Source organism: Modestobacter sp. VKM Ac-2977 (assembly GCF_026968045.1).
Lineage (GTDB): Bacteria > Actinomycetota > Actinomycetes > Mycobacteriales > Geodermatophilaceae > Modestobacter.
Genome location: NZ_JAPVBQ010000002.1, coordinates 784,958 through 802,557 on the forward strand (window position 1 = coordinate 784,958; position 17,600 = coordinate 802,557).

The 17,600-nt window shown below is 74.9% G+C and carries 16 protein-coding genes; 9 read left to right on the forward strand and 7 right to left on the reverse strand.

What is annotated here, in order from left to right; genetic code table 11:
• Nucleotides 1-3: 3 nt before the first annotated feature.
• Nucleotides 4-1,128, reverse strand: a complete 1,125-nt coding sequence (locus tag O2V63_RS11380) for an amidohydrolase (protein ID WP_269167633.1) — start codon at nucleotides 1,126-1,128, stop codon at nucleotides 4-6.
• A gap of 53 nt (nucleotides 1,129-1,181) precedes the next feature.
• Here O2V63_RS11380 and O2V63_RS11385 point away from each other — a divergent pair, with 53 nt between their 5' ends.
• Nucleotides 1,182-2,057 carry an oxidoreductase gene (locus O2V63_RS11385; RefSeq protein ID WP_269167634.1) on the forward strand — a complete coding sequence of 292 codons (876 nt, stop codon included), beginning with the start codon at nucleotides 1,182-1,184 and terminating at the stop codon, nucleotides 2,055-2,057.
• Here the strand turns inward: O2V63_RS11385 and O2V63_RS11390 are convergent.
• Nucleotides 2,032-3,195: an MFS transporter gene (locus O2V63_RS11390; RefSeq protein WP_269167635.1), complete on the reverse strand. Its 1,164-nt coding sequence runs from the start codon at nucleotides 3,193-3,195 to the stop codon at nucleotides 2,032-2,034. The genes O2V63_RS11385 and O2V63_RS11390 overlap by 26 nt on opposite strands.
• Nucleotides 3,196-3,219: 24 nt before the next feature.
• Between O2V63_RS11390 and O2V63_RS11395 the strand changes: the two genes are divergently transcribed.
• The 3 genes from O2V63_RS11395 to O2V63_RS11405 all read left to right on the forward strand — a co-directional run bounded on the left by O2V63_RS11395 (nucleotide 3,220) and on the right by O2V63_RS11405 (nucleotide 6,326).
• Nucleotides 3,220-3,825: a TetR/AcrR family transcriptional regulator gene (locus O2V63_RS11395; RefSeq protein ID WP_269167636.1), complete on the forward strand. Its 606-nt coding sequence runs from the start codon at nucleotides 3,220-3,222 to the stop codon at nucleotides 3,823-3,825.
• An 84-nt stretch (nucleotides 3,826-3,909) separates the two neighbouring features.
• Nucleotides 3,910-4,887 carry a YihY/virulence factor BrkB family protein gene (locus tag O2V63_RS11400; protein WP_269167637.1) on the forward strand — a complete coding sequence of 326 codons (978 nt, stop codon included), beginning with the start codon at nucleotides 3,910-3,912 and terminating at the stop codon, nucleotides 4,885-4,887.
• Between the two features lie 44 nt (nucleotides 4,888-4,931).
• Nucleotides 4,932-6,326 carry a glutamine synthetase family protein gene (locus O2V63_RS11405; protein WP_269167638.1) on the forward strand — a complete coding sequence of 465 codons (1,395 nt, stop codon included), beginning with the start codon at nucleotides 4,932-4,934 and terminating at the stop codon, nucleotides 6,324-6,326.
• Nucleotides 6,327-6,410: 84 nt separating this feature from the next.
• Here the strand turns inward: O2V63_RS11405 and O2V63_RS11410 are convergent, their stop codons facing one another.
• A complete protein-coding gene (locus O2V63_RS11410) occupies nucleotides 6,411-6,968 on the reverse strand; it encodes an RNA polymerase sigma factor (RefSeq protein ID WP_269167639.1) in 558 nt (185 codons plus the stop codon).
• A complete protein-coding gene (locus O2V63_RS11415) occupies nucleotides 6,965-7,810 on the reverse strand; it encodes a hypothetical protein (RefSeq protein ID WP_269167640.1) in 846 nt (281 codons plus the stop codon). The genes O2V63_RS11410 and O2V63_RS11415 overlap by 4 nt, the downstream gene beginning before the upstream one ends.
• 349 nt (nucleotides 7,811-8,159) lie before the next feature.
• Between O2V63_RS11415 and O2V63_RS11420 the strand changes: the two genes are divergently transcribed.
• Both O2V63_RS11420 and O2V63_RS11425 read left to right on the forward strand, forming a co-directional pair.
• Nucleotides 8,160-8,642 carry an Hsp20/alpha crystallin family protein gene (locus O2V63_RS11420; protein ID WP_269163829.1) on the forward strand — a complete coding sequence of 161 codons (483 nt, stop codon included), beginning with the start codon at nucleotides 8,160-8,162 and terminating at the stop codon, nucleotides 8,640-8,642.
• A gap of 65 nt (nucleotides 8,643-8,707) precedes the next feature.
• Complete coding sequence (locus tag O2V63_RS11425; protein WP_166755593.1) at nucleotides 8,708-9,052, forward strand: helix-turn-helix domain-containing protein; 345 nt, start codon at nucleotides 8,708-8,710, stop codon at nucleotides 9,050-9,052.
• 9 nt (nucleotides 9,053-9,061) lie between these two features.
• Here the strand turns inward: O2V63_RS11425 and O2V63_RS11430 are convergent, their stop codons facing one another.
• From O2V63_RS11430 to O2V63_RS11440, 3 genes are read right to left on the reverse strand one after another with little or no spacing between them, the layout of a single operon-like run.
• The gene (locus O2V63_RS11430) at nucleotides 9,062-10,000 is read right to left on the reverse strand and encodes a quinone oxidoreductase family protein (protein ID WP_269167641.1); all 939 of its coding nucleotides are present in this window, start codon (nucleotides 9,998-10,000) and stop codon (nucleotides 9,062-9,064) included.
• Between the two features lie 42 nt (nucleotides 10,001-10,042).
• On the reverse strand, nucleotides 10,043-10,993 hold the full coding sequence (locus O2V63_RS11435; protein WP_269167642.1) for a M56 family metallopeptidase: 951 nt from the start codon (nucleotides 10,991-10,993) through the stop codon (nucleotides 10,043-10,045).
• Between the two features lie 2 nt (nucleotides 10,994-10,995).
• Nucleotides 10,996-11,355, reverse strand: a complete 360-nt coding sequence (locus tag O2V63_RS11440) for a BlaI/MecI/CopY family transcriptional regulator (RefSeq protein WP_269167643.1) — start codon at nucleotides 11,353-11,355, stop codon at nucleotides 10,996-10,998.
• Nucleotides 11,356-11,510: 155 nt separating this feature from the next.
• Here O2V63_RS11440 and O2V63_RS11445 point away from each other — a divergent pair, with 155 nt between their 5' ends.
• The 3 genes from O2V63_RS11445 to cydC are packed head-to-tail and all read left to right on the forward strand — an operon-like array spanning nucleotide 11,511 to nucleotide 17,577.
• On the forward strand, nucleotides 11,511-13,076 hold the full coding sequence (locus O2V63_RS11445) for a cytochrome ubiquinol oxidase subunit I (protein WP_269167644.1): 1,566 nt from the start codon (nucleotides 11,511-11,513) through the stop codon (nucleotides 13,074-13,076).
• A gap of 29 nt (nucleotides 13,077-13,105) precedes the next feature.
• The gene (gene cydB, locus O2V63_RS11450; protein ID WP_269167645.1) at nucleotides 13,106-14,134 is read left to right on the forward strand and encodes a cytochrome d ubiquinol oxidase subunit II; all 1,029 of its coding nucleotides are present in this window, start codon (nucleotides 13,106-13,108) and stop codon (nucleotides 14,132-14,134) included.
• Nucleotides 14,131-17,577: a thiol reductant ABC exporter subunit CydC gene (gene cydC / locus O2V63_RS11455; RefSeq protein ID WP_269167646.1), complete on the forward strand. Its 3,447-nt coding sequence runs from the start codon at nucleotides 14,131-14,133 to the stop codon at nucleotides 17,575-17,577. Before cydB ends, cydC begins: the two co-directional genes overlap by 4 nt.
• Nucleotides 17,578-17,600: the final 23 nt, after the last annotated feature.

A 17,600-nucleotide genomic window follows, 5' to 3' on the forward strand; every position in this document is an offset into this window, starting at 1 on the left:
AGGTCAGCCGAGCCGGTAGGCCCGCTCGGCGTTGCCGGCGCCGATGAGACCGGCGATCCGGACGGCGTCGGCCGTCGTCCAGGCGTCCTCGGCGACCCCCTCGGTCAGGTACCGGCCCAGCCCACGGCGGAACAGCAGCGTGCCCAGCAGGTAGAGCTCGGCCAGGCCGAAGGCGTCGGAGGAGAACAGCACCTTCCCGAACGGCGCCAGCTCGAGCAGCTCGCGCAGCACCGCCCCCGACCGGTGCCCGACGTTGTGGGTGGCCAGCCCGACGTCGACGAAGACGTGGCCGAAGACCTGGGCGAGGAAGCCGGCGTGCCGGTGGAACGGGTAGTTGTGCAGCAGCATCACCGGCACCCCGGCTGGCTCGGTGGCCCGCAGCAGGTCGGTGAGCAGCAGCGGGTCGCAGCGGTGCAGGTCGACGTCGGCGTCGCCGTACCCGACGTGGAACTGCACGGGCATCCCGAGGTCGATGCCGGACCAGACCAGGAAACGGTGCAGCACCGGGTCGGCGACCCGGAACGGGCTCCCACCGGCCAGCAGCCGGTCGGCGGCCCGCGCCACCTCGGTGTCGTCCGGCCGGGCGCCCTCCAGGGCCAGCCCCACCCGGTAGGCGGCGATCGACTTCACCCCGGCGGCCTCGGCGGTGCGGGCGGCCAGCCGGGTGCGGAACCGCGCGGGGAAGTCCCCGGCCGCGCCGCCGGCGGCGAGCACCTCCTCGGCGAGCGCCTCCAGCCGCACGATCTCCCGAGCCTGCCCCCCGGCCAGGGTGGCCAGCTCGGCCGGGGAGGTGATCGGCTCGGGCAGGTACCCGGTGTCGACCAGGAACGTGGCGGTGCCGGTCGCCGCGAGCATCCGGCGGTTCACCTCGTCGGCGCCGAGCTCGGCGCGGCGGTCGAGGTACTCCTCGGCCGGGGCGTGCGCGGGCAGGTCGAGCACCGGTGGGCACCACCGGCGGACGGCGAGGCCGACCTGGGAGTCGAACAGCGAGCCACCGAGCGCGCTCGGCCCGGCCGCCTCGGTCAGCATCGACTCGAACCCGGCCCGGTTGAGATCCCGGCGGACCAGGCCGTGGCAGTGGTGGTCGACCAGCGGCAGGCCGGCCAGGTCGGGGTCCAGGTCGCTCACCGGGCCAGTCTGGACCGCGCGCCGGCCGGGCGCCGCCTGCCTACAGTCGGGGCATGCCCTCCTGGAGCACCGCGGACATCCCCTCCCAGACCGGTCGCACCGTCGTGGTGACCGGCGCGAACAGCGGCCTGGGCCTGGAGACCGCCCGGGCCCTGGCCGTGGCCGGGGCCCGCGTGGTGCTGGCCGTGCGGGACACCGCCCGCGGCACCCAGGCTGCGGCGAACCTGCCGGGTGAGGTGGAGGTGCGCCGGCTCGACCTGGCCGACCTCGCCTCGGTGCGCGAGTTCGCCGCGGGGTGGACCGGCGACCTCGACGTCCTGGTCAACAACGCCGGCATCATGCAGGTGCCGGCCGGGCGCACCGCCGATGGCTTCGAGCTGCAGTTCGGCACCAACCACCTCGGTCACTTCGCGCTGACCGACCTGCTGCTGCCGCACGTGACCGACCGGGTGGTCACGGTCTCCTCGATGCTGCACCGGTCGGGGCAGATCGTGCTCGACGACCTCAACTGGGAGCGCCGGACGTACTCGGCCACCGGCGCCTACGGGCAGTCCAAGCTGGCCAACCTGCTGTTCACCCTGGAGCTGCAGCGCCGGCTGACCGCGGCGGGCTCGACGGTGCGCGCCCTCGCGGCACACCCGGGCTGGGCAGCCACCAACCTGCAGGGCCGAACGGGCAACCGGGTGAAGGACGCCGCGATGGCGGTCGCCAACCGCGCACTGGCCACCAGCGCCCAGCAGGGCGCGCTGCCGACGCTGTTCGCCGCCGTCGCCGACCTGCCGGGTGGGAGCTTCGCCGGGCCGGACGGCACCACCATGCGGGGTGCGCCGACGCTGGCCGGCCGCAGCCCCGCCGCCTCGGACCCGGTGATGGCCGGCCGGCTGTGGGCTGCGTCCGTCGAGCTCACCGGCGTCGACTCCCCGGCCTGAGCACCGCCCGTTCCGCGGCCGGCGCCGCCGCGAGGACCAGGGCCGCGGCCACCACGAAGGCGGTCCGGGTGCTCGTCGCATCCGCGACGGCGCCGAGCACCAGGGCACCGGCGGCCTGGCCCACGGTGAGGCCGATGAACAGCACCGCCGCGGCCTGCGGCGCTGCGGCGGGCAGCCGGTGAGCACCCCAGACGATGAGCACGCCGCTGAGCGCGACGAACGCGGCACCGAACCCGGCGAGCGCGAGCGCCACGACGGCGGGTGAACCGGGCAGGACGGCGAGTGCCAGGGTGGCGGCCGCCGCGGTCCCGGCCGAGCACGCCCAGGCCCGGCGCAGCCCGACCCGCAGCACCAGGTCGCCGCTGAGCCCACCGATCAGGCCGGCACCGCCGAGCACGCACCAGAGCAGCCCGGTGGTGCCGGCGGACAGCCCGCCGGCGACGGTCATCAGGTCCCGCCCGAAGGTCCACACGGCGGCGCCGCCCGCGCCCGCCAGTCCGGCGGCGACCAGGGGCCGGACGAGGTCGCGCAACGGCGCCTCGGGGCGGGCCTCCGGGACGGTGGGCCAGCGGCTGTTCCGGTCGGCCCACGCGGTGACCAGCACGGCCACGAGGGCGAACCCGGCCCACGCCGCCCGCCACGCGTCCGGCACGGCGAGCACGAGCAGCCCACCGACGACGACGCCGGCCCCGGTGCCGCTGTTGACCAGGGCCTGGGCGCGCGGCTGCACCTCCGGCCGCACGGTCGAGGCCACGGCAGCGACCAGTGCCGGGCTGGCCGCCCCGGCTCCGCTGCCCGCGACGAGCGCCCCGACCGCCAGGGCCGGGACCGACCAGGAGGCAGCCACGAGCAGCGAGCCCAGGGCAGCGGTACCGCCGGCCAGCCACAGTGCCTGTCGCGCGCGGGCGCGCCCGGCCAGTCGCTGGCTGACATGGGCGGCGAGGCAGTACGCCAGATAGCTGGCCGCCGCGATGGCCCCCGCGGTGCCCGGGGAGAGCCCGAAGGCGGCACGGAACTGCGGCAGGTAGAGGCCGAAGCCGTAGCGGGCCAGCCCGTAGGTGACGGCGATGACCGCCAGCCCGGGCACGACCAGAGCGGCCGACCGGTACTGCGACGGTGACTGTAACGATCGTTTCATCATAACGAGCGTTACAGTAGACGCATGACCCCACGTCCCGCGACCCAGCCGGCTCGCGAGCGGTTGCTCACCGCCGCCGGCGAGCTCTTCTACGAGTCCGGCATCGCCGCGACCGGGGTCGACGCGGTGCTCGCCCGCGCACAGGTCGCCCCGGCGACGATGTACGCGCACTTCGCCGGCAAGGACGGGCTGGTGGCGGCCTACCTGGAGCAGCGGTACGAGGTGTGGGGCCGGACCTGGGACGAGGTGCTCGCCGAGCGCACCGACCCGGTCGACCGGCTGCTGTCGCTCTTCGACGCCGTGGTCCGGTACCGCGAACGCGAGGGCAGCAGGCGCGGGTGCGGGTTCCTCGCCGCGGCAACCGAACTACCGGCCGACCACCCGGGCCAGGCGTGGTTGCAGGCGGACTCCCGGCTGCTGACCGACCGACTGCGGGAGCTGTCCGTCGCCGCCGACCTGACCGACCCGGACGAGGCCGCCGCCACCCTGATGCTCTGCTACGACGGCGCACTGGCCCGCTCGGCGCGGGAGTGGACCACCCCGGAGCTCCACGCGGGAGACGCGATCCAGCGAGCCCGCGAGCTCGCCGCCGCCTGGCTCGCGATGCGCGGGCACACCCCGGCGAGCTGAGCCACGCCGTCACCTCGTGGCCGGGGTGCACGCACGGCCGACTTCGCGTGGTGCGCAACCAGGATGCCGTGATCCACTGCCGCGGTGTCCGTTGTCGAGAAGCTCGACCGGCTGCAGCGCCGGCGCCGCGCGGCTGGGTTCCCCATCGCCGTCATCTACAAGTACGTCGACGACTCCGGCCCCTACCTCGCCGCGCTGATCACCTACTACGCCTTCGTCTCGCTGTTCCCGCTGCTGCTGCTGTTCTCGACCATCCTGAGCAACGTCCTGGTGAACGACCCCGAGCTGCAGCAGCAGCTGCTCGAGTCGGCAGTGAGCCAGTTCCCCGTGGTCGGCCAGCAGATCGGGGAGCCACGGGGCCTCAGCGGCGGCGTGCTCGGGGTGGTCGTCGGCATCCTGGGCTCGCTGTACGGGGCCCTCGGAGTCGCCCAGGCGATCCAGTACGCGATGAACACCGCCTGGGCAGTGCCGCGCAACAGCCGGCCGAACCCGTTCCTGGCCCGCGGCCTCAGCCTGCTGCTGGTCGCGACCGCCGGGCTCGCGGTGATCGGGACGACGGCGTTGGCGACCTTCACCGCCGGCCACGCCGGCTCGATGGGCGGGACGTCCCGGGTCCTGACCGTCGTCGGGTCGGTGCTGATCAACGCCGCCGTCTTCGTGTTCGCCTTCCGACTGGCCACCGCCCGACCCCTGACGATCCGCCAGGTGCTCCCGGGGGCGTTCATCGCCGCCGTGCTGTGGCAGCTGCTGCAGACCTTCGGGGTCACCTACGTCAGCCGGGTCATGACCACGGCGAGCGCCACCAACGGCGTCTTCGCCCTGGTCCTCGGCCTGCTCGCGTTCCTGTACCTGGCCGCGGTGGTCGGCGTCCTGTGCGTGGAGATCAACGTGGTGCGGGTCAACCGGCTCTGGCCGCGGGCACTGCTCACCCCGTTCACCGACGACGTCGACCTCACCCCCGGCGACCGGCGCAGCTACACCGGCATGGCCAAGGCCCAGCGGACCAAGGGCTTCGAGACGGTGCACGTCTCCTTCGACCCACCCGACCGCAGCACGGACTGAGCACAGCACGGACCGAGCGCGACCCGACCGACACCGGAGGGCACATGGAACTGCACGAGCGGGACGAGCGACGGGCCGCGGCCGAGGCGGTGCTGGACGACCTGGCGAGTGCGGGGGTGGTCGGCGTCGTCCTGCCCTGGGTCGACACCAGCGGCATCACCCGGATGAAGTCCGTGCCGCTGGCGAAGCTGCCCAGCGCCGCCCAGTGGGGCGCGGGCATGAGCCAGGTCTTCGACGGCTTCCTGGTCGACGACTCCATCGTCGCGGGCACCCACGCCGGCAGTGCGATCGGCGACCTGCGGCTGCACCCCGACCTGTCCGGACTCCGGGTGCTTGCCGCTCAGGACGGCTGGGCGTGGGCGCCGGTCGACCGGTACACGCAGGACGGCGCACCGCACGTGCAGTGCTCGCGTTCGCTGCTGCGCCGGCTGGTCGGTGAGCTCGCCGAGGAGGGGCTGAGCGTGCAGGCCGCCATCGAGGTCGAGTGGGCGCTCGGCGAGGGTGCGGGGCCACCTGGCTCCGACCCCCGCACCTTCCGGCCGGCGCTCGCCGGGCCCGCCTACGGCATGACCCGGCACATCGAGGTCTCCGACTACGCGCGGGACCTGCTGGAGGCACTGGAGGCCCAGGGTGTCGCGGTCGACCAGTTCCACCCGGAGTACGCCGCCGGTCAGCTGGAGGTGTCGGTGGCCGCGCAGGACCCGGTCGCCGCCGCCGACACCTCGCTCCTGGTGCGCAGCACCATCCAGGCGGTCAGCATCGCGCACGGGCTGCGCGCGTCGTTCTCCCCCAAGGTGACCGCCGACGGGGTGGGCAACGGCGGCCACGTGCACCTGTCGCTGTGGCGCGGGACGGAGAACCTGATGAACGGCGGGCCCGGGACCTTCGGGTTGACCGAGGACGGCGAGGGGTTCACGGCCGGGATGCTCGCCCACCTGCCCGCGCTGCTCGCCGTCGGCTGCCCGAGCGTCGCCTCCTACCTGCGCCTGGTGCCCTCGCACTGGGCCGGCGCCTACGCCGTGTGGGGTCTGGAGAACCGGGAGGCCGCCGTCCGCTTCGTCACCGGGCCGAGCGGCAACCGACAGGCCGCGGCCAACGTCGAGGTCAAGTGCGTCGACAGCGCGGCCAACCCGTACCTGCTGCTGGCCGGGCTGCTCGCCGCCGGCCAGGCGGGACTGCGGGCCGGCTCCGTCCTCCCCGACCCGGTCGCCATCGACCCCGGCACGCTGACCCAGGAGGGACGACGGGAGGCGGGGATCGTCGCACTGCCGACCTCGCTGGAGGAGGCGGTGACCGCCTTCGAGGGGGACGGCGTGCTCCTCACCGCCTTCGGTCCGGAGCTGGCGACCACGATCGCCGAGGTGCGGCGAGGGGAGATCGCCCTCTTCGCGGGGACGTCGCCGGAAGAGCTCACCGCCGCCGTCCGCTGGCAGTACTGAGGGTCACCCGCCCAGTTGATCATCGGCGAACGGCTGCCCCCTGCGGCGGGTCGGGCAGCCACTCGCCGATGATCGACCTGATCGTCAGGCCCGGACCGATCCGGTGGTCAGCGGTGCAGGCACGGCAGGCGACCCGCCGTCCGGGTCGTCGAGCAACTCCTGCAAGCGCGGGTGGCGGGCCAGCCGGCTGCGGGCCCGGTGCAGTCGCACCCGCGCCGTCCCCGCAGTGATGCCGACGACGCTCGCGGCCTCCGCCGGGCTCAGCCCCTCCCAGGTCGTCAGCGTGACCAGCTCCCGATCCAGGTCGCTGAGGGTCTCCAGGACCAGCCGCACCACCTCGGCCCGCCGGTCGTCGGACGTCGGGCCGCTCGGGTGTTGCTCCTCGAGGACGTCAGCCCCCGACTCGGCCGACCGCAGGACGGCGCGGTGATGGGCAGCGATCAGTCGCCGGGCCACCCCGTACAGCCACAGCCGGCGCTCGCCCCCGGAAGGCAGGTCGGTACGACGCCGCCAGGCGATCAGGTAGACCTCGGCGAGCAGGTCGGCGGCGTCCTCGGCCGGCGCACGCCGGGTCAGGTAGCCCAGCAACGGTGCGCGGGTGTCGAGGAACAGCGTCTCGAACTGCGCCTGCTCGTCGCTCATCGCACACCGTGGTAGCGGTAGCCGGGGTCCGCGTCGATGACCGGCAGGACGTCGTAGGAGCACGCGTGGGATTCCGCCACCGTGTCCAGCACGGCCTGGCGATCCCCCGAATCAGCGGCTTCGGCGAGCGGACGGAGCCACCACCGGTAGGAGGTGGACCGATCTGGCGCCGAGTCCGCCGGGCGGGGCTCGCCGTGGTCCTCCGCGAAGGTGAGAAAGGGCTCCCAGGACACCGCGTCGGCGAGCACCTCCGCCGTCGCCGCGCGCGCCGCGGCGTCACCGGTGTCGTCGGCGGCCACCCACGCATCGGCCCACGTGCAGACCGCGGCGCCGGCGATCGACGAGCGCAGATGGCTCTCCGTGATGGCTGCGCCGGGTTCCGCACGACCGTGGAAGTCCAGCGCCAGGCCGCGCTGGGCTTCGTAGCCGGGTGCGAAGGCGATGTCGGCGGTGACCTCCTCGACCACCTGCCGCAGATCCGCGCCTCCTCGGTCGAGCATCTCGCCCGACCCCCCGGCCCCCACCTCCCAGCCGGTCAGCTCCTCGCCGGTCCTGGTCGAGAGGAACTCGGCTGCTGCCGCGGTGCCACCGCCGGCCACCGCGACGACCAGCGCTGCGGTCGCCAGGCGGGTCGCCCGGCGCCGACGGCGGGCGGCCACCTGCCGGTCACCGATCAGCGCCAGTCGTCGCTGCTGCAGGTCGTCGCCGGTAGACGTGCCGGCACGCATCGCCGTCTGCACCCTCGACCACGCCTCGGCGAAGAGCTGCTCGTCGTTCCCCGGGTCCTCCGCCGCGGCGGAGCGCAGCAGTGCGTCCAGCCGCCCGTCGTCCTGGTGGTTCATCCTGTCGCCCTCCGGATCGGGGTCCGCGGTGCGCGACCCTCTCACCGCAGACATGTCCGGGCGTTACAACCGACCGAAACCCTGTGGCCCTCGGGTCGAACGCCGCGACACGTGCGCACTGCACGTGGTCCGGACGCATTGCACGGTCTGCAGCCCTTGCAGAGCGACCACAAGCCGTGCACTGCGACCTCACCCGGCCAGATCTTCAGCGGCCGCTGGAAGATTTTTGCAGCGGCTGCGTTCACTCTCCTGCGCAGCCGAGGTAATCTCCACTTGCCGCTGGAGGTTCGTCAGAGGCGGCGACATCAGAAGACCGAACCAGCACGACATCCGGAGGTACACAGCCATGATGCTGACTTCCTACGACCCCTTCGCCGCGACGTCCGCCGCCTTCCGCGCGCTGGACCAGCTGACCGGCCGATCCGGCACGACCACCGCCCGCCCGCTGGCCGGCATGCCGATGGACGCCTACCGGGTGGGCGACAACTTCGTGGCCCACTTCGACCTGCCCGGCGTCGACCCCGGCTCGATCGACCTGTCGGTCGAGGGCACCACGCTGACCATCAGCGCCGAGCGGTCGGTGCCGCAGATCGAGGGCGCGCAGTGGCAGGTCGCCGAGCGTCCGTTCGGCAGCTACACCCGGCAGCTGGTCCTCGGCCGCAGCCTGGACACCGACCGGCTCGAGGCGAGCTACCACGACGGCGTGCTCACGGTGAGCATCCCGGTCGCCGAGAAGGCCAAGGCCCGCAAGATCACGGTGACCCGCGCGGACACCCCGGCCGCGGTGGAGGCGCACACCATCGAGGGTGAGCAGCCCTCCGTCGAGAGCTGATCGACAGCAACCCGGGAGGGGCGGGACCCAGCGGTCCCGCCCCTCCGGCGTCTTCCGGAGGACCCATGAGCACCGACCCGCTCCAGCCCCTGGACGACCCCGACCACCCGGTGCTCACCATGAGCCAGGCGGCCGACCTGCTCGGCGTCCAGGCGGCCTTCCTGCGCAGCCTGGACTCCTCCGGCGTGCTGCACCCGCACCGCTCCCCCGGCGGGCACCGGCGCTACTCCCGGCACCAGCTCCAGCTGGCCGCCCGGGTGCGGGTGCTCCTCGACGACGGCCACCTGCTCGGCTCGGCCCAGGTCATCGTGCAGCTGCAGGACGACCTGGCCGAGGCCGTCGCCGACGCCGAGCACGCCCGCGACGAACGGGACGCCGTCCGTCAGGAGCTCCGCGACCGGCGCCGCTGAGCCGGTGGATCAGGGCTCGAGCACCAGCTTGCGGTGGGCGAAGGAGGTCTGCCGCTGCCAGACCGCGGCCACGTCGGCCAACGGTGCCCGCTCGACCTCCACGGCGATCCGGCCGTCGGCGGCGTGCCCGGTGAGCTCGGCCCAGCCCCGGGCGACGACGTCCTGCGGCACGTGCCGGGTCGTGTAGCCGAGCAGGTCGACCATCGCCTCCCGGAAGCCGCCCGCGACCACCTCCGCCGCCGGCGCCGCCGAGTGCCCGATCTGCACGTGCCGCATCCCCATCCGGGCAGCCGCCATGGCCGCCAGCGCAGGCTGACCCCAGACCGGGTCGATGGTCACGTCGACCCCGCCACCGGCCGCATCCCGGATCCGCTCGCCGAGTGCTGCGGTGGACTCGTCGCCGGTGAGCTCGACGGTGGCGTCGGCACCCAGGTCGGTCAGCCGCCGGAGCGACTCGGCGTCCCGGGCAGCCGCGACCACCCGGCCGGCACCGAGCACCTTCGCCGCCTGGACGGCGATCGTGCCGAGCACCCCGCTGGCCCCCAGCACGAGCACCGTCTCCCCCGGCTGCAGCCGGGCCCGCCACTGCAGCGGCAGCCACGCTGCCAGCCCGGCGATGCCGAGGGCGACCGCGAGCCCGTCGTCGAGCCCCTCGGGCACGTCGAACAGCGAGTCGGCCGGTACCAGCGTGCGCTGCGCCATCGAGCCGAACGGAGCGACGCAGCCGTTGAAGTACACCCGCCGGCCCTCGACCGTGCCGACGCCCTCGCGCCCGGCGACGGACGGGAACGGTGGCTTGGTGACGAAGGCGCCGGCGGCGATGGCGACGTCGACCGGGTTGACCCCGGCGACCCGGACGTCCACCACCACCTGCCCGGGGCCGGCGGCGGGCTCGTCGAACGAGTCGAAGGTGGGGGTGCCGGGCTCGGTGAGCACTGCTGCGTCCATCGAGCTGACGCTAGGCGAGCGGAGGCCGCTGCGCGCTCCGGCTCAGAGCAGCGCGGGGAGCAGCAACAGCAGGGTGGGCACCAGGAGCAGGGCGACCGCGCTGGCGAGTGCGGCCCAGCGGGCCCGGGTGGGCAGCGGGTCCGCTGGTGCGAGCAGCCGGCGCACCCGGACCGCGACCGGTCCCCCGGTGACCGCGAGCGCCCCCTCCGGCACCTGGCCCCCTGCCCCACCGGCGGCGGCCACGATCGCGACGGCGAGGGTCCGCCGCGGGTCCGGCCCGGAGAGCGAGCGCAGGGCGACGTCGTCGGCGCGCATCTCGACCAGGTCGCGCACCCCGTCGTGCGCCCGGTCGGCCGCCGGCAGCACCGGCAGCGCCGCCCGCCAGGCGACGAAGGGCAGCAGCAGCAGGTGGTGGTGCTCGCGCAGGTGCGCCCGTTCGTGGGCCACGACGGCGTCCAGCTGCGCACCGTCCAGCTCGGCCACCATGCCGGAGGAGAGCACCAGCAACGGGCGCGCCCCGGGGATGCAGAACGCCACCGGTGCGGGGTGGTCGAGCAGCAGCGTCTCCTCCGCCGACGCCCGCTCCCCCGACGACGCGCCGGGCCGGACGAGCAGTTCCAGCAGCGCGCGGTGCCGCCGCCGGGTGCGCGCGGTGCGGACGCCGGAGAGCGCGAGCACCCCCAGCAGCTCCAGCGTCAGCACCGCGGCGAGGGTCTGGGCGACCCAGTGGTCACCGCGCACCGGTTCGGCGCTGGGCTGCCGGGTCACCCAGTGCCACCACGCCTCGGGGAGCGAGTGCCCCCAGGGCGCGAGCCCGTGCACCAGCAGCGCGCCGATGATCGCCAGGCCACCGGCCAGGCCGATCGCCTGCCAGCAGACCAGGGCCGCGAGCGGGTCACGCCGGGGCCAGCGGGCCCGGGCCAGCGCGGCCGGCACCGGCCAGGCGAGGAGCGCGGCGAGGACGCCGAGCGCCAGGGCGGTCGCCGGGAGCACGCTCAGCGAACGCCGGTGGCGTCCGGACCGGCCGCTGTGCCGCCGCCGAGCAGTTCACGGAGCATGGCGGCGTCCTCGGCGTCGACGCTGCCGACGAACCGGGCCAGCGCTGCTTGCCGGTCACCCGCCTGGCCGAGCACCTCGTGCATGAGCTCGGCCGCGTGCGCCTCGCGCGTGGCCCGGGGGGCGAAGCGCCGGGGGCGCCGGTCGTCGTGGACGACGAAGCCCTTCTGCTCCAGCCGGCTGAGCACGGTGTGCACCGTGGTCAGCGCGAGCCCGCGGTCGGCCAGCTCGGCCTGCAGTTCGGGCGCGCTGATCGGACCGGCGGCCGCCCACAGCCGGTCCATGAGTGTGCGCTCCAACTCACCAAGTGAGGCCATTGGTCCCTCCTCTGTCCGGTGTCTCACAGCCGATGGTCTCTGCGGGTCGTAGACGAGAAGTTCTACGAAGCGTAGAAATGAGTTCTACGACATGTAGAAGACTACGCGCCGTCGTAGGAGACAGGGAGGCAACAGTCGTGGACGTCCTGGACGTAGCGCGCTGGCAGTTCGGGATCACCACCGTCTACCACTTCATGATGGTCCCGCTGACCATCGGGCTCGGGATCCTGCTGGTGGTCATGCACACGATGTGGGTGCGCACCGACAACCCCGAGTGGCTGCGGATGACCCGGTTCTGGGGTCGCATCTACCTGATCAACTTCGTCCTCGGGGTGGCCACCGGGCTGGTCCAGGAGTTCCAGTTCGGGCTCGCCTGGAGCGAGTACAGCCGGTTCGTCGGCGACGTCTTCGGGTCGCTGCTCGCCCTCGAGGCCCTGCTGGCCTTCTTCCTCGAGTCGACCTTCCTCGGCCTGTGGATCTTCGGCTGGGGCCGGATCCCGAAGAAGGTGCACCTCGCCGCGCTCTGGGCGGCGGTGATCGGCTCGATCGTCAGCGCGTACTTCATCATCGCGGCCAACTCGTGGATGCAGCACCCGGTCGGGGTCGTGACCAACGACGCCACCGGGCGGCCCGAGCAGGTCGACTTCCTCGCCGTCCTGACCAACAACACCGCGATCGCCGCGTTCAGCCACACCATCGTCGGCGCGCTGATGGTCGCCGCCGCACTGCTGGTCGGCATCGGCCTGTGGCACCTGCGCAAGCGTCGGCTGGCCGGTCTCTCCCCCGAGGACGTCGACCACAGCGTGTGGCGCCGCTCGGTGCGGATCGGCGGGTTCGCCTCCCTCATCGCGTTCGTGCTCGTCGCGGTCACCGGCGACTACCAGGCCAAGCTGATGTACCAGCAGCAGCCGCTGAAGATGTCCTCGGCCGAGGCGCTCTGCGAGACCGAGGCGCCGGCGCCGTTCTCGGTCTTCGCCTTCGGCAAGCTCGGCAGCAACGAGTGCGACGACGTCCACTCCTGGACCGTCCCGGCGCTGCTCTCCTACCTGGCGCACGGTGACTTCGAGACCGCGGTGCCCGGTGTCAACCAGCTGCAGGAGGAGTACGCGGCGGCCTACGGGGCGACCTACCCCGACGACCCGTCCTTCGGCGACAAGGCCGGCGAGCCGATCGACTACACGCCGCTGCTGGCGGTCACCTACTGGAACTTCCGGCTGATGATCGGCATGGGCATGGTCTCGGCCGGCGTGGCCGCCTACGCCCTGTGGGCGACCCGGCGCGGCCGGGTGCCGACGTCGAGGATCGGGGTCTACGGCTCGCTGCTCGCGGTGGGCGCACCGTTCGTCGCCAACGCCTCGGGGTGGATCTTCACCGAGATGGGCCGTCAGCCCTTCGTCGTCTACCCGAACCCCGACGTGCCGCGCGAGGAGCAGGTCTACTTCTTCACCGCCCAGGCCGTCTCCCCCGGCGTCAGCGCGGCCGAGGTCTGGACCTCGCTGATCGCCCTGACGCTGGTCTACGGCGCCCTGGCCGTGGTGGAGCTCTGGCTGATCGTCAACTTCGTCCGCCGCGGGGTCACCACCAGCGACGGCGCCCCGACCCCGGGCCACACCCCCGACGGCGACCCCGACGCCGACGTCACCCCGGGCAGCGCGAGCACCCGCCGGGCCGACGACGACGACGTCCTGTCCTTCGCCTACTGACCGGCCCTGAGACCGAGAGAGACACTTCCATGGACCTGCAGACACTCTGGTTCGCCGCGGTCGCCGTGCTCTGGACCGGCTTCCTGCTGCTCGAGGGCTTCGACTTCGGCGTCGCCGCCCTGCTGCCCGTGATCGGGCGCCGCCCGGCCGACCGGCACCTGATGCTCCGGTCGATCGGCCCGCTGTGGGACGGCAACGAGGTCTGGCTGATCACCGCGGCCGGCGCCGTCTTCGCCGCCTTCCCCGGCTGGTACGCCACCTGGCTGCCGGCGCTGTACCTGCCGTTCGTGCTGGTGCTGTTCGGCCTGATCATCCGGGCCGTCGCCTTCGAGTGGCGGCACTCGCACCACACCGAGCAGTGGGACAGCACGTGGACCAACGTCATCGTCACCGGATCGCTCATCGCCGCCCTGGGGGTCGGCGCGGCGCTGGGCGGCACCACGCTGGGCCTGCCGATCGACGGCGACGGCATCCGGGTCGGCGGCGCGTTCGCCGGCGTCACCTGGTCCGCACTGCTGGGCGGGGTCGCCGTGCTGGCCTACTCGATGGTGCACGGCGCCGTCTTCCTGGCGCTGAAGACCGAGGGCCCGGTGCGGCTGGCCGCGCGCGCCTTCGCCCGCCGCTGGTCGCTGGTCGCAGCGGTGCCGCTGCTGGCCTGGGCCGGGCTGGTGCAGCTGCGCGAGGGCACCGCCGTCACCGCGGTGCTGTGGCTGGTCGCCGCACTGGCGGTGCTGGTCGCCTGGGCGAGCATCCGGGTCGACCGGGAGGGACCGGCCTTCAGCGCCTGGGCGGTCGTCATGCTCGCCTCGGCGGCGACGATCTTCGGCGCCGTGTACCCGGTGGTCGTCGTCTCCTCCATCGACCCGGCCTTCGACGTCACCATCGCCGAGGCCTCGGTCAGCGACTACACGCTGACCGTGATGACCTGGGCGGCCGGCATCGGGCTGCCGATCGTGCTGGGCTACCAGGCCTGGACCTACTGGGTGTTCCGCAAGCGGCTCACCGCCGACCCGGAGACCCCGCACGCCGACGCCACCGAGGAGCAGGTGCGCGCATGACCCCGCGTCCCAGGAGGGGCCAAAGTCGCGATTTTGGCCCCACGGATGGGCGGGGGCCGCTGGGGGCGCTCGCCGGGGTGCCCGGGCTGACCGGGGCGCTGGTGCGGGCCGCGGTGGCCGCGCTCGGGCAGACGGTCGGCGTGGTCCTGCTCGCGGCCGGGCTCGCCCGGGCGGTGGCGGACGTCGCCGACGGCGTCACCCCGGGGACGTCGCTGCTCGTGGCGCTGCTCGGCGTCGGGATCCGGGCCGCCGCCGGCGGACTGGGCAGCGTGCTGGCCACCCGGGATGCCCGGCGGGCCGAGGACACCCTGCGCCGCCGGCTGCTCACCCGGTTGCTGGCCGGCGAGGGTGAGGCGGTCGCGGCCGCCGGCGGCACCGGGCCGGCCGCGGTGCTCGCCAGCACCCGGCTGCACGACCTGGGTCCGGCGCTGGCCACCTACCTGCCGGCGATCGCACAGACGATCGTCGTCCCTCCGGTGCTGCTGGTGGTGCTGGGCCTGACCGACTGGCTCTCCGCGCTGCTGGTGGCGCTCACCCTGCCGCTGGTGCCGCTGTTCATGGCGCTGGTCGGGCTGCACACCCGGGACCGGACCGTCGAGGCGGCCCGGGCGCTGGACCGGATCGCCGGGCACGTCGCCGAGCTGGTCCGCGGCCTGCCGGTGCTGGTCGGGCTGGGCCGCGCCGCCGACCAGCTGTCCGCCCTGGCCGAGCTCGGCGAGACCCACCGCCGGCGCACGCTGGCCACCCTCCGGATCGCCTTCCTCTCCTCGCTGGTGCTGGAGGTGCTCGCCACCCTGTCGGTCGCGCTGGTCGCGGTGACCGTCGGCGTGCGGCTGGTGCACGGGGACATGGGCCTGGACGTCGGCCTGCTCGCCCTGCTGCTCGCCCCCGAGGCGTTCGCGCCGCTGCGGGCACTGGGCGCGGCGCACCACGCCTCCGAGGACGCCGCCGAGGCCGCCGCCGCCGCCCGCGCCGTGCTCGCCGCCCCCGCCCCCCGGCCGGTGCTGGCCGCTCCGCCCGCCGGGCAGCTGCGCGGGGTCACCGTCGACGGCCTCACCGTCTCCTTCCCCGGCCGCGGCCGGCCGGCCGTCGACGGCGCCTCGTTCGAGGTGGCGCCGGGCGAGCTGGTGGCCCTGCGCGGGCCGAGCGGGTCGGGCAAGTCCACCGTGCTCGCCGTGCTGACCGGCCAGCTCCTCGACGGGGCCACCGCGCAGGTCGACGGCGTGGTGCTGGCGCCTGCGGACGTCGCCGTCGTCCCGCAGTTCCCGCACACCGTCGCCGACACCGTGCTCGACGAGCTGCGCCGGCACGCCGGCGACGTCCCCGACGAATGGGCCACCGACCTGGCCGACACCGCGCTGGCCTGGCTCGACGCCGGGCACCTGCGCGAGCGCGCCTGCCGCACCCTCTCCCCCGGCGAGCTGCAGCGGGTCGCGCTGGCCCGGGCGCTCGTCCGGGTGCAGCGCGGGGCCCGGGTGCTGCTGCTGGACGAGCCGACGGCGTCGCTGGACGCGGCGAGCACCGCCCTGGTCGCCGAGCTGCTGGTCCGCCTGCGCGGCTCGCTCTGCACCGTGCTGGTCACGCACTCCCCCGCGCTCGCCGCGCTCGCCGACCGCGCCGTCGACCTCCCCGGCCCCGACGCCCTGCCGCCGCTCACCAGCGTCCCGGCGCCCGAGCGCACCGGCAGCACCCAGGACGCCGGCGCCCCGCTCCCCGCCGCCGTCGCCGAGCCGGGCGCCGCTCCCGAGGCGGACCGTGGCACGGTCGGTCTCAACTGGCCGCGGCGGGCGGTGGTGCGGGCGGTCGCCACCGGCTCGGCGTCGGCTGCGTCGGCGGTGGCGCTGATCGCGGTCTCGGGCTGGCTGATCGTCCGGGCCGCCGAGCAGCCGCCGATCCTCACCCTGCTGGTGGCCACGGCCGGGGTGCGCGGCTTCGGGCTGGCCCGCGCCGCACTCCGCTGGCTGGAGCGGCTGGCCGGTCACGACGCCGCCTTCCGGCTGGCGTCGACCACCCGGCTGCAGGTGTGGCGCGCGCTGGTCGCGCAGGGCCCGGCCGCCGACCGCACCCCCGGCCGGGCCCTGGCCCGGGTCGTCGGGGACGTCGGCCTGCTGCAGGACCTCTCCGTCCGGGTGGTCACCCCGCCCCTGGTCTCCGGCATCGTCCTGGTCGGGACGACGGCGGTGCTGGCCCTGCTCGACCCGCGGGCCGGCGCACTGGTCGCCGCGCTCGTCGGGGTCGCGGTGCTGGGCGTGCTCGGCGTGCACCGCTGGGCCGACCGGGGCGGCGCACGGCACGCCGCAGAGCTGCGCACGGTGACCCTGCGGGAGACCAGCGCAGCCCTCGAGGCCGCCGGGGACCTGCGGGCGCACGGCCTCACCGGCGAGGCCGTCGACCGGCTCGACCGGCTGGGCCGCCGGCAGGGTCGCGCGGCCCAGGTCGGGGCCACCGCCACGGCGCTGGGCGACGCACTCGCGGTGCTGTCCACCGGTGCCGCCGCCGTCGGTGCGCTGGCCGTCGCAGCCGTCGGCGTCCGCGCCGGGGAGCTCTCCGCACCCACCGCCGCCGTCCTGGCGCTGGCGCCCCTGGCGCTGCTGGAGTCGCTCATCGCACTCGGCGCCGCGCGGCGGCACCGGCTGGCCTGGCACGACGCGCGGGCCCGGGTCGAGTCCGTGCTCGCCGAGCCGGTGGCCGCCGACCCGGCGCCGGCCGAGCGGATGGCCCCGCCGCGGCCGGTGCGCGAACTGGCGCTGGAGCACCTCACCGCCGGCTGGCCCGGACGCCCGGCGGTGCTGCGCGACCTGGACGCCGTCGCCACCGCCGGGTCCGACTGGCTGGTGGTCACCGGCCCGTCCGGGTCGGGCAAGTCGACGCTGCTGTCGGTGCTGATGGCCTCGCTGCGCCCCGCGGCCGGCGCCTACGTCCTCGGCGACGGACGCCGCCCGGTGCCGGCCGACCGGCTGACCCGGGCCGACGTGCAGGGCACGATCGCCTGGTGCCCGCAGGAGGCACACGTCTTCGACGCTCCGCTGCGGGCCAACCTCGCGCTGGCCCGCCCCCGCGGCGAACTGGCCGGAGCCGACGGCGAGGAGGCGATGCGCCGGGCCCTGACCGACGCCGGGCTCGGTGCGCTGCTGGCCACCCTGCCCGCGGGGCTGGACACCCCGGTCGGGGCGGGCGGCACCTCGCTGTCCGGTGGCGAGCGGCGGCGGCTGGCGGTGGCGCGGGCGCTGCTGGCCGACCGGGACGTCGTGCTGCTGGACGAGCCGACCGCCCACCTGGACCCGCCGACGGCCGCCGCCCTGGTGGCCGACCTGCGCCGGGCGCTGGCGGGCCGGCTGGTCGTCTGCGTGACCCACGACCCGGCGGTGGCCGAGGAGCACGACAGCGTCCTGCGGCTGGACGGGGCGGTCCCCGAGCACGCGCCGGCACCGGCGCGCCGCTGACCGGTTTGCCGCGGCTCCCGCTG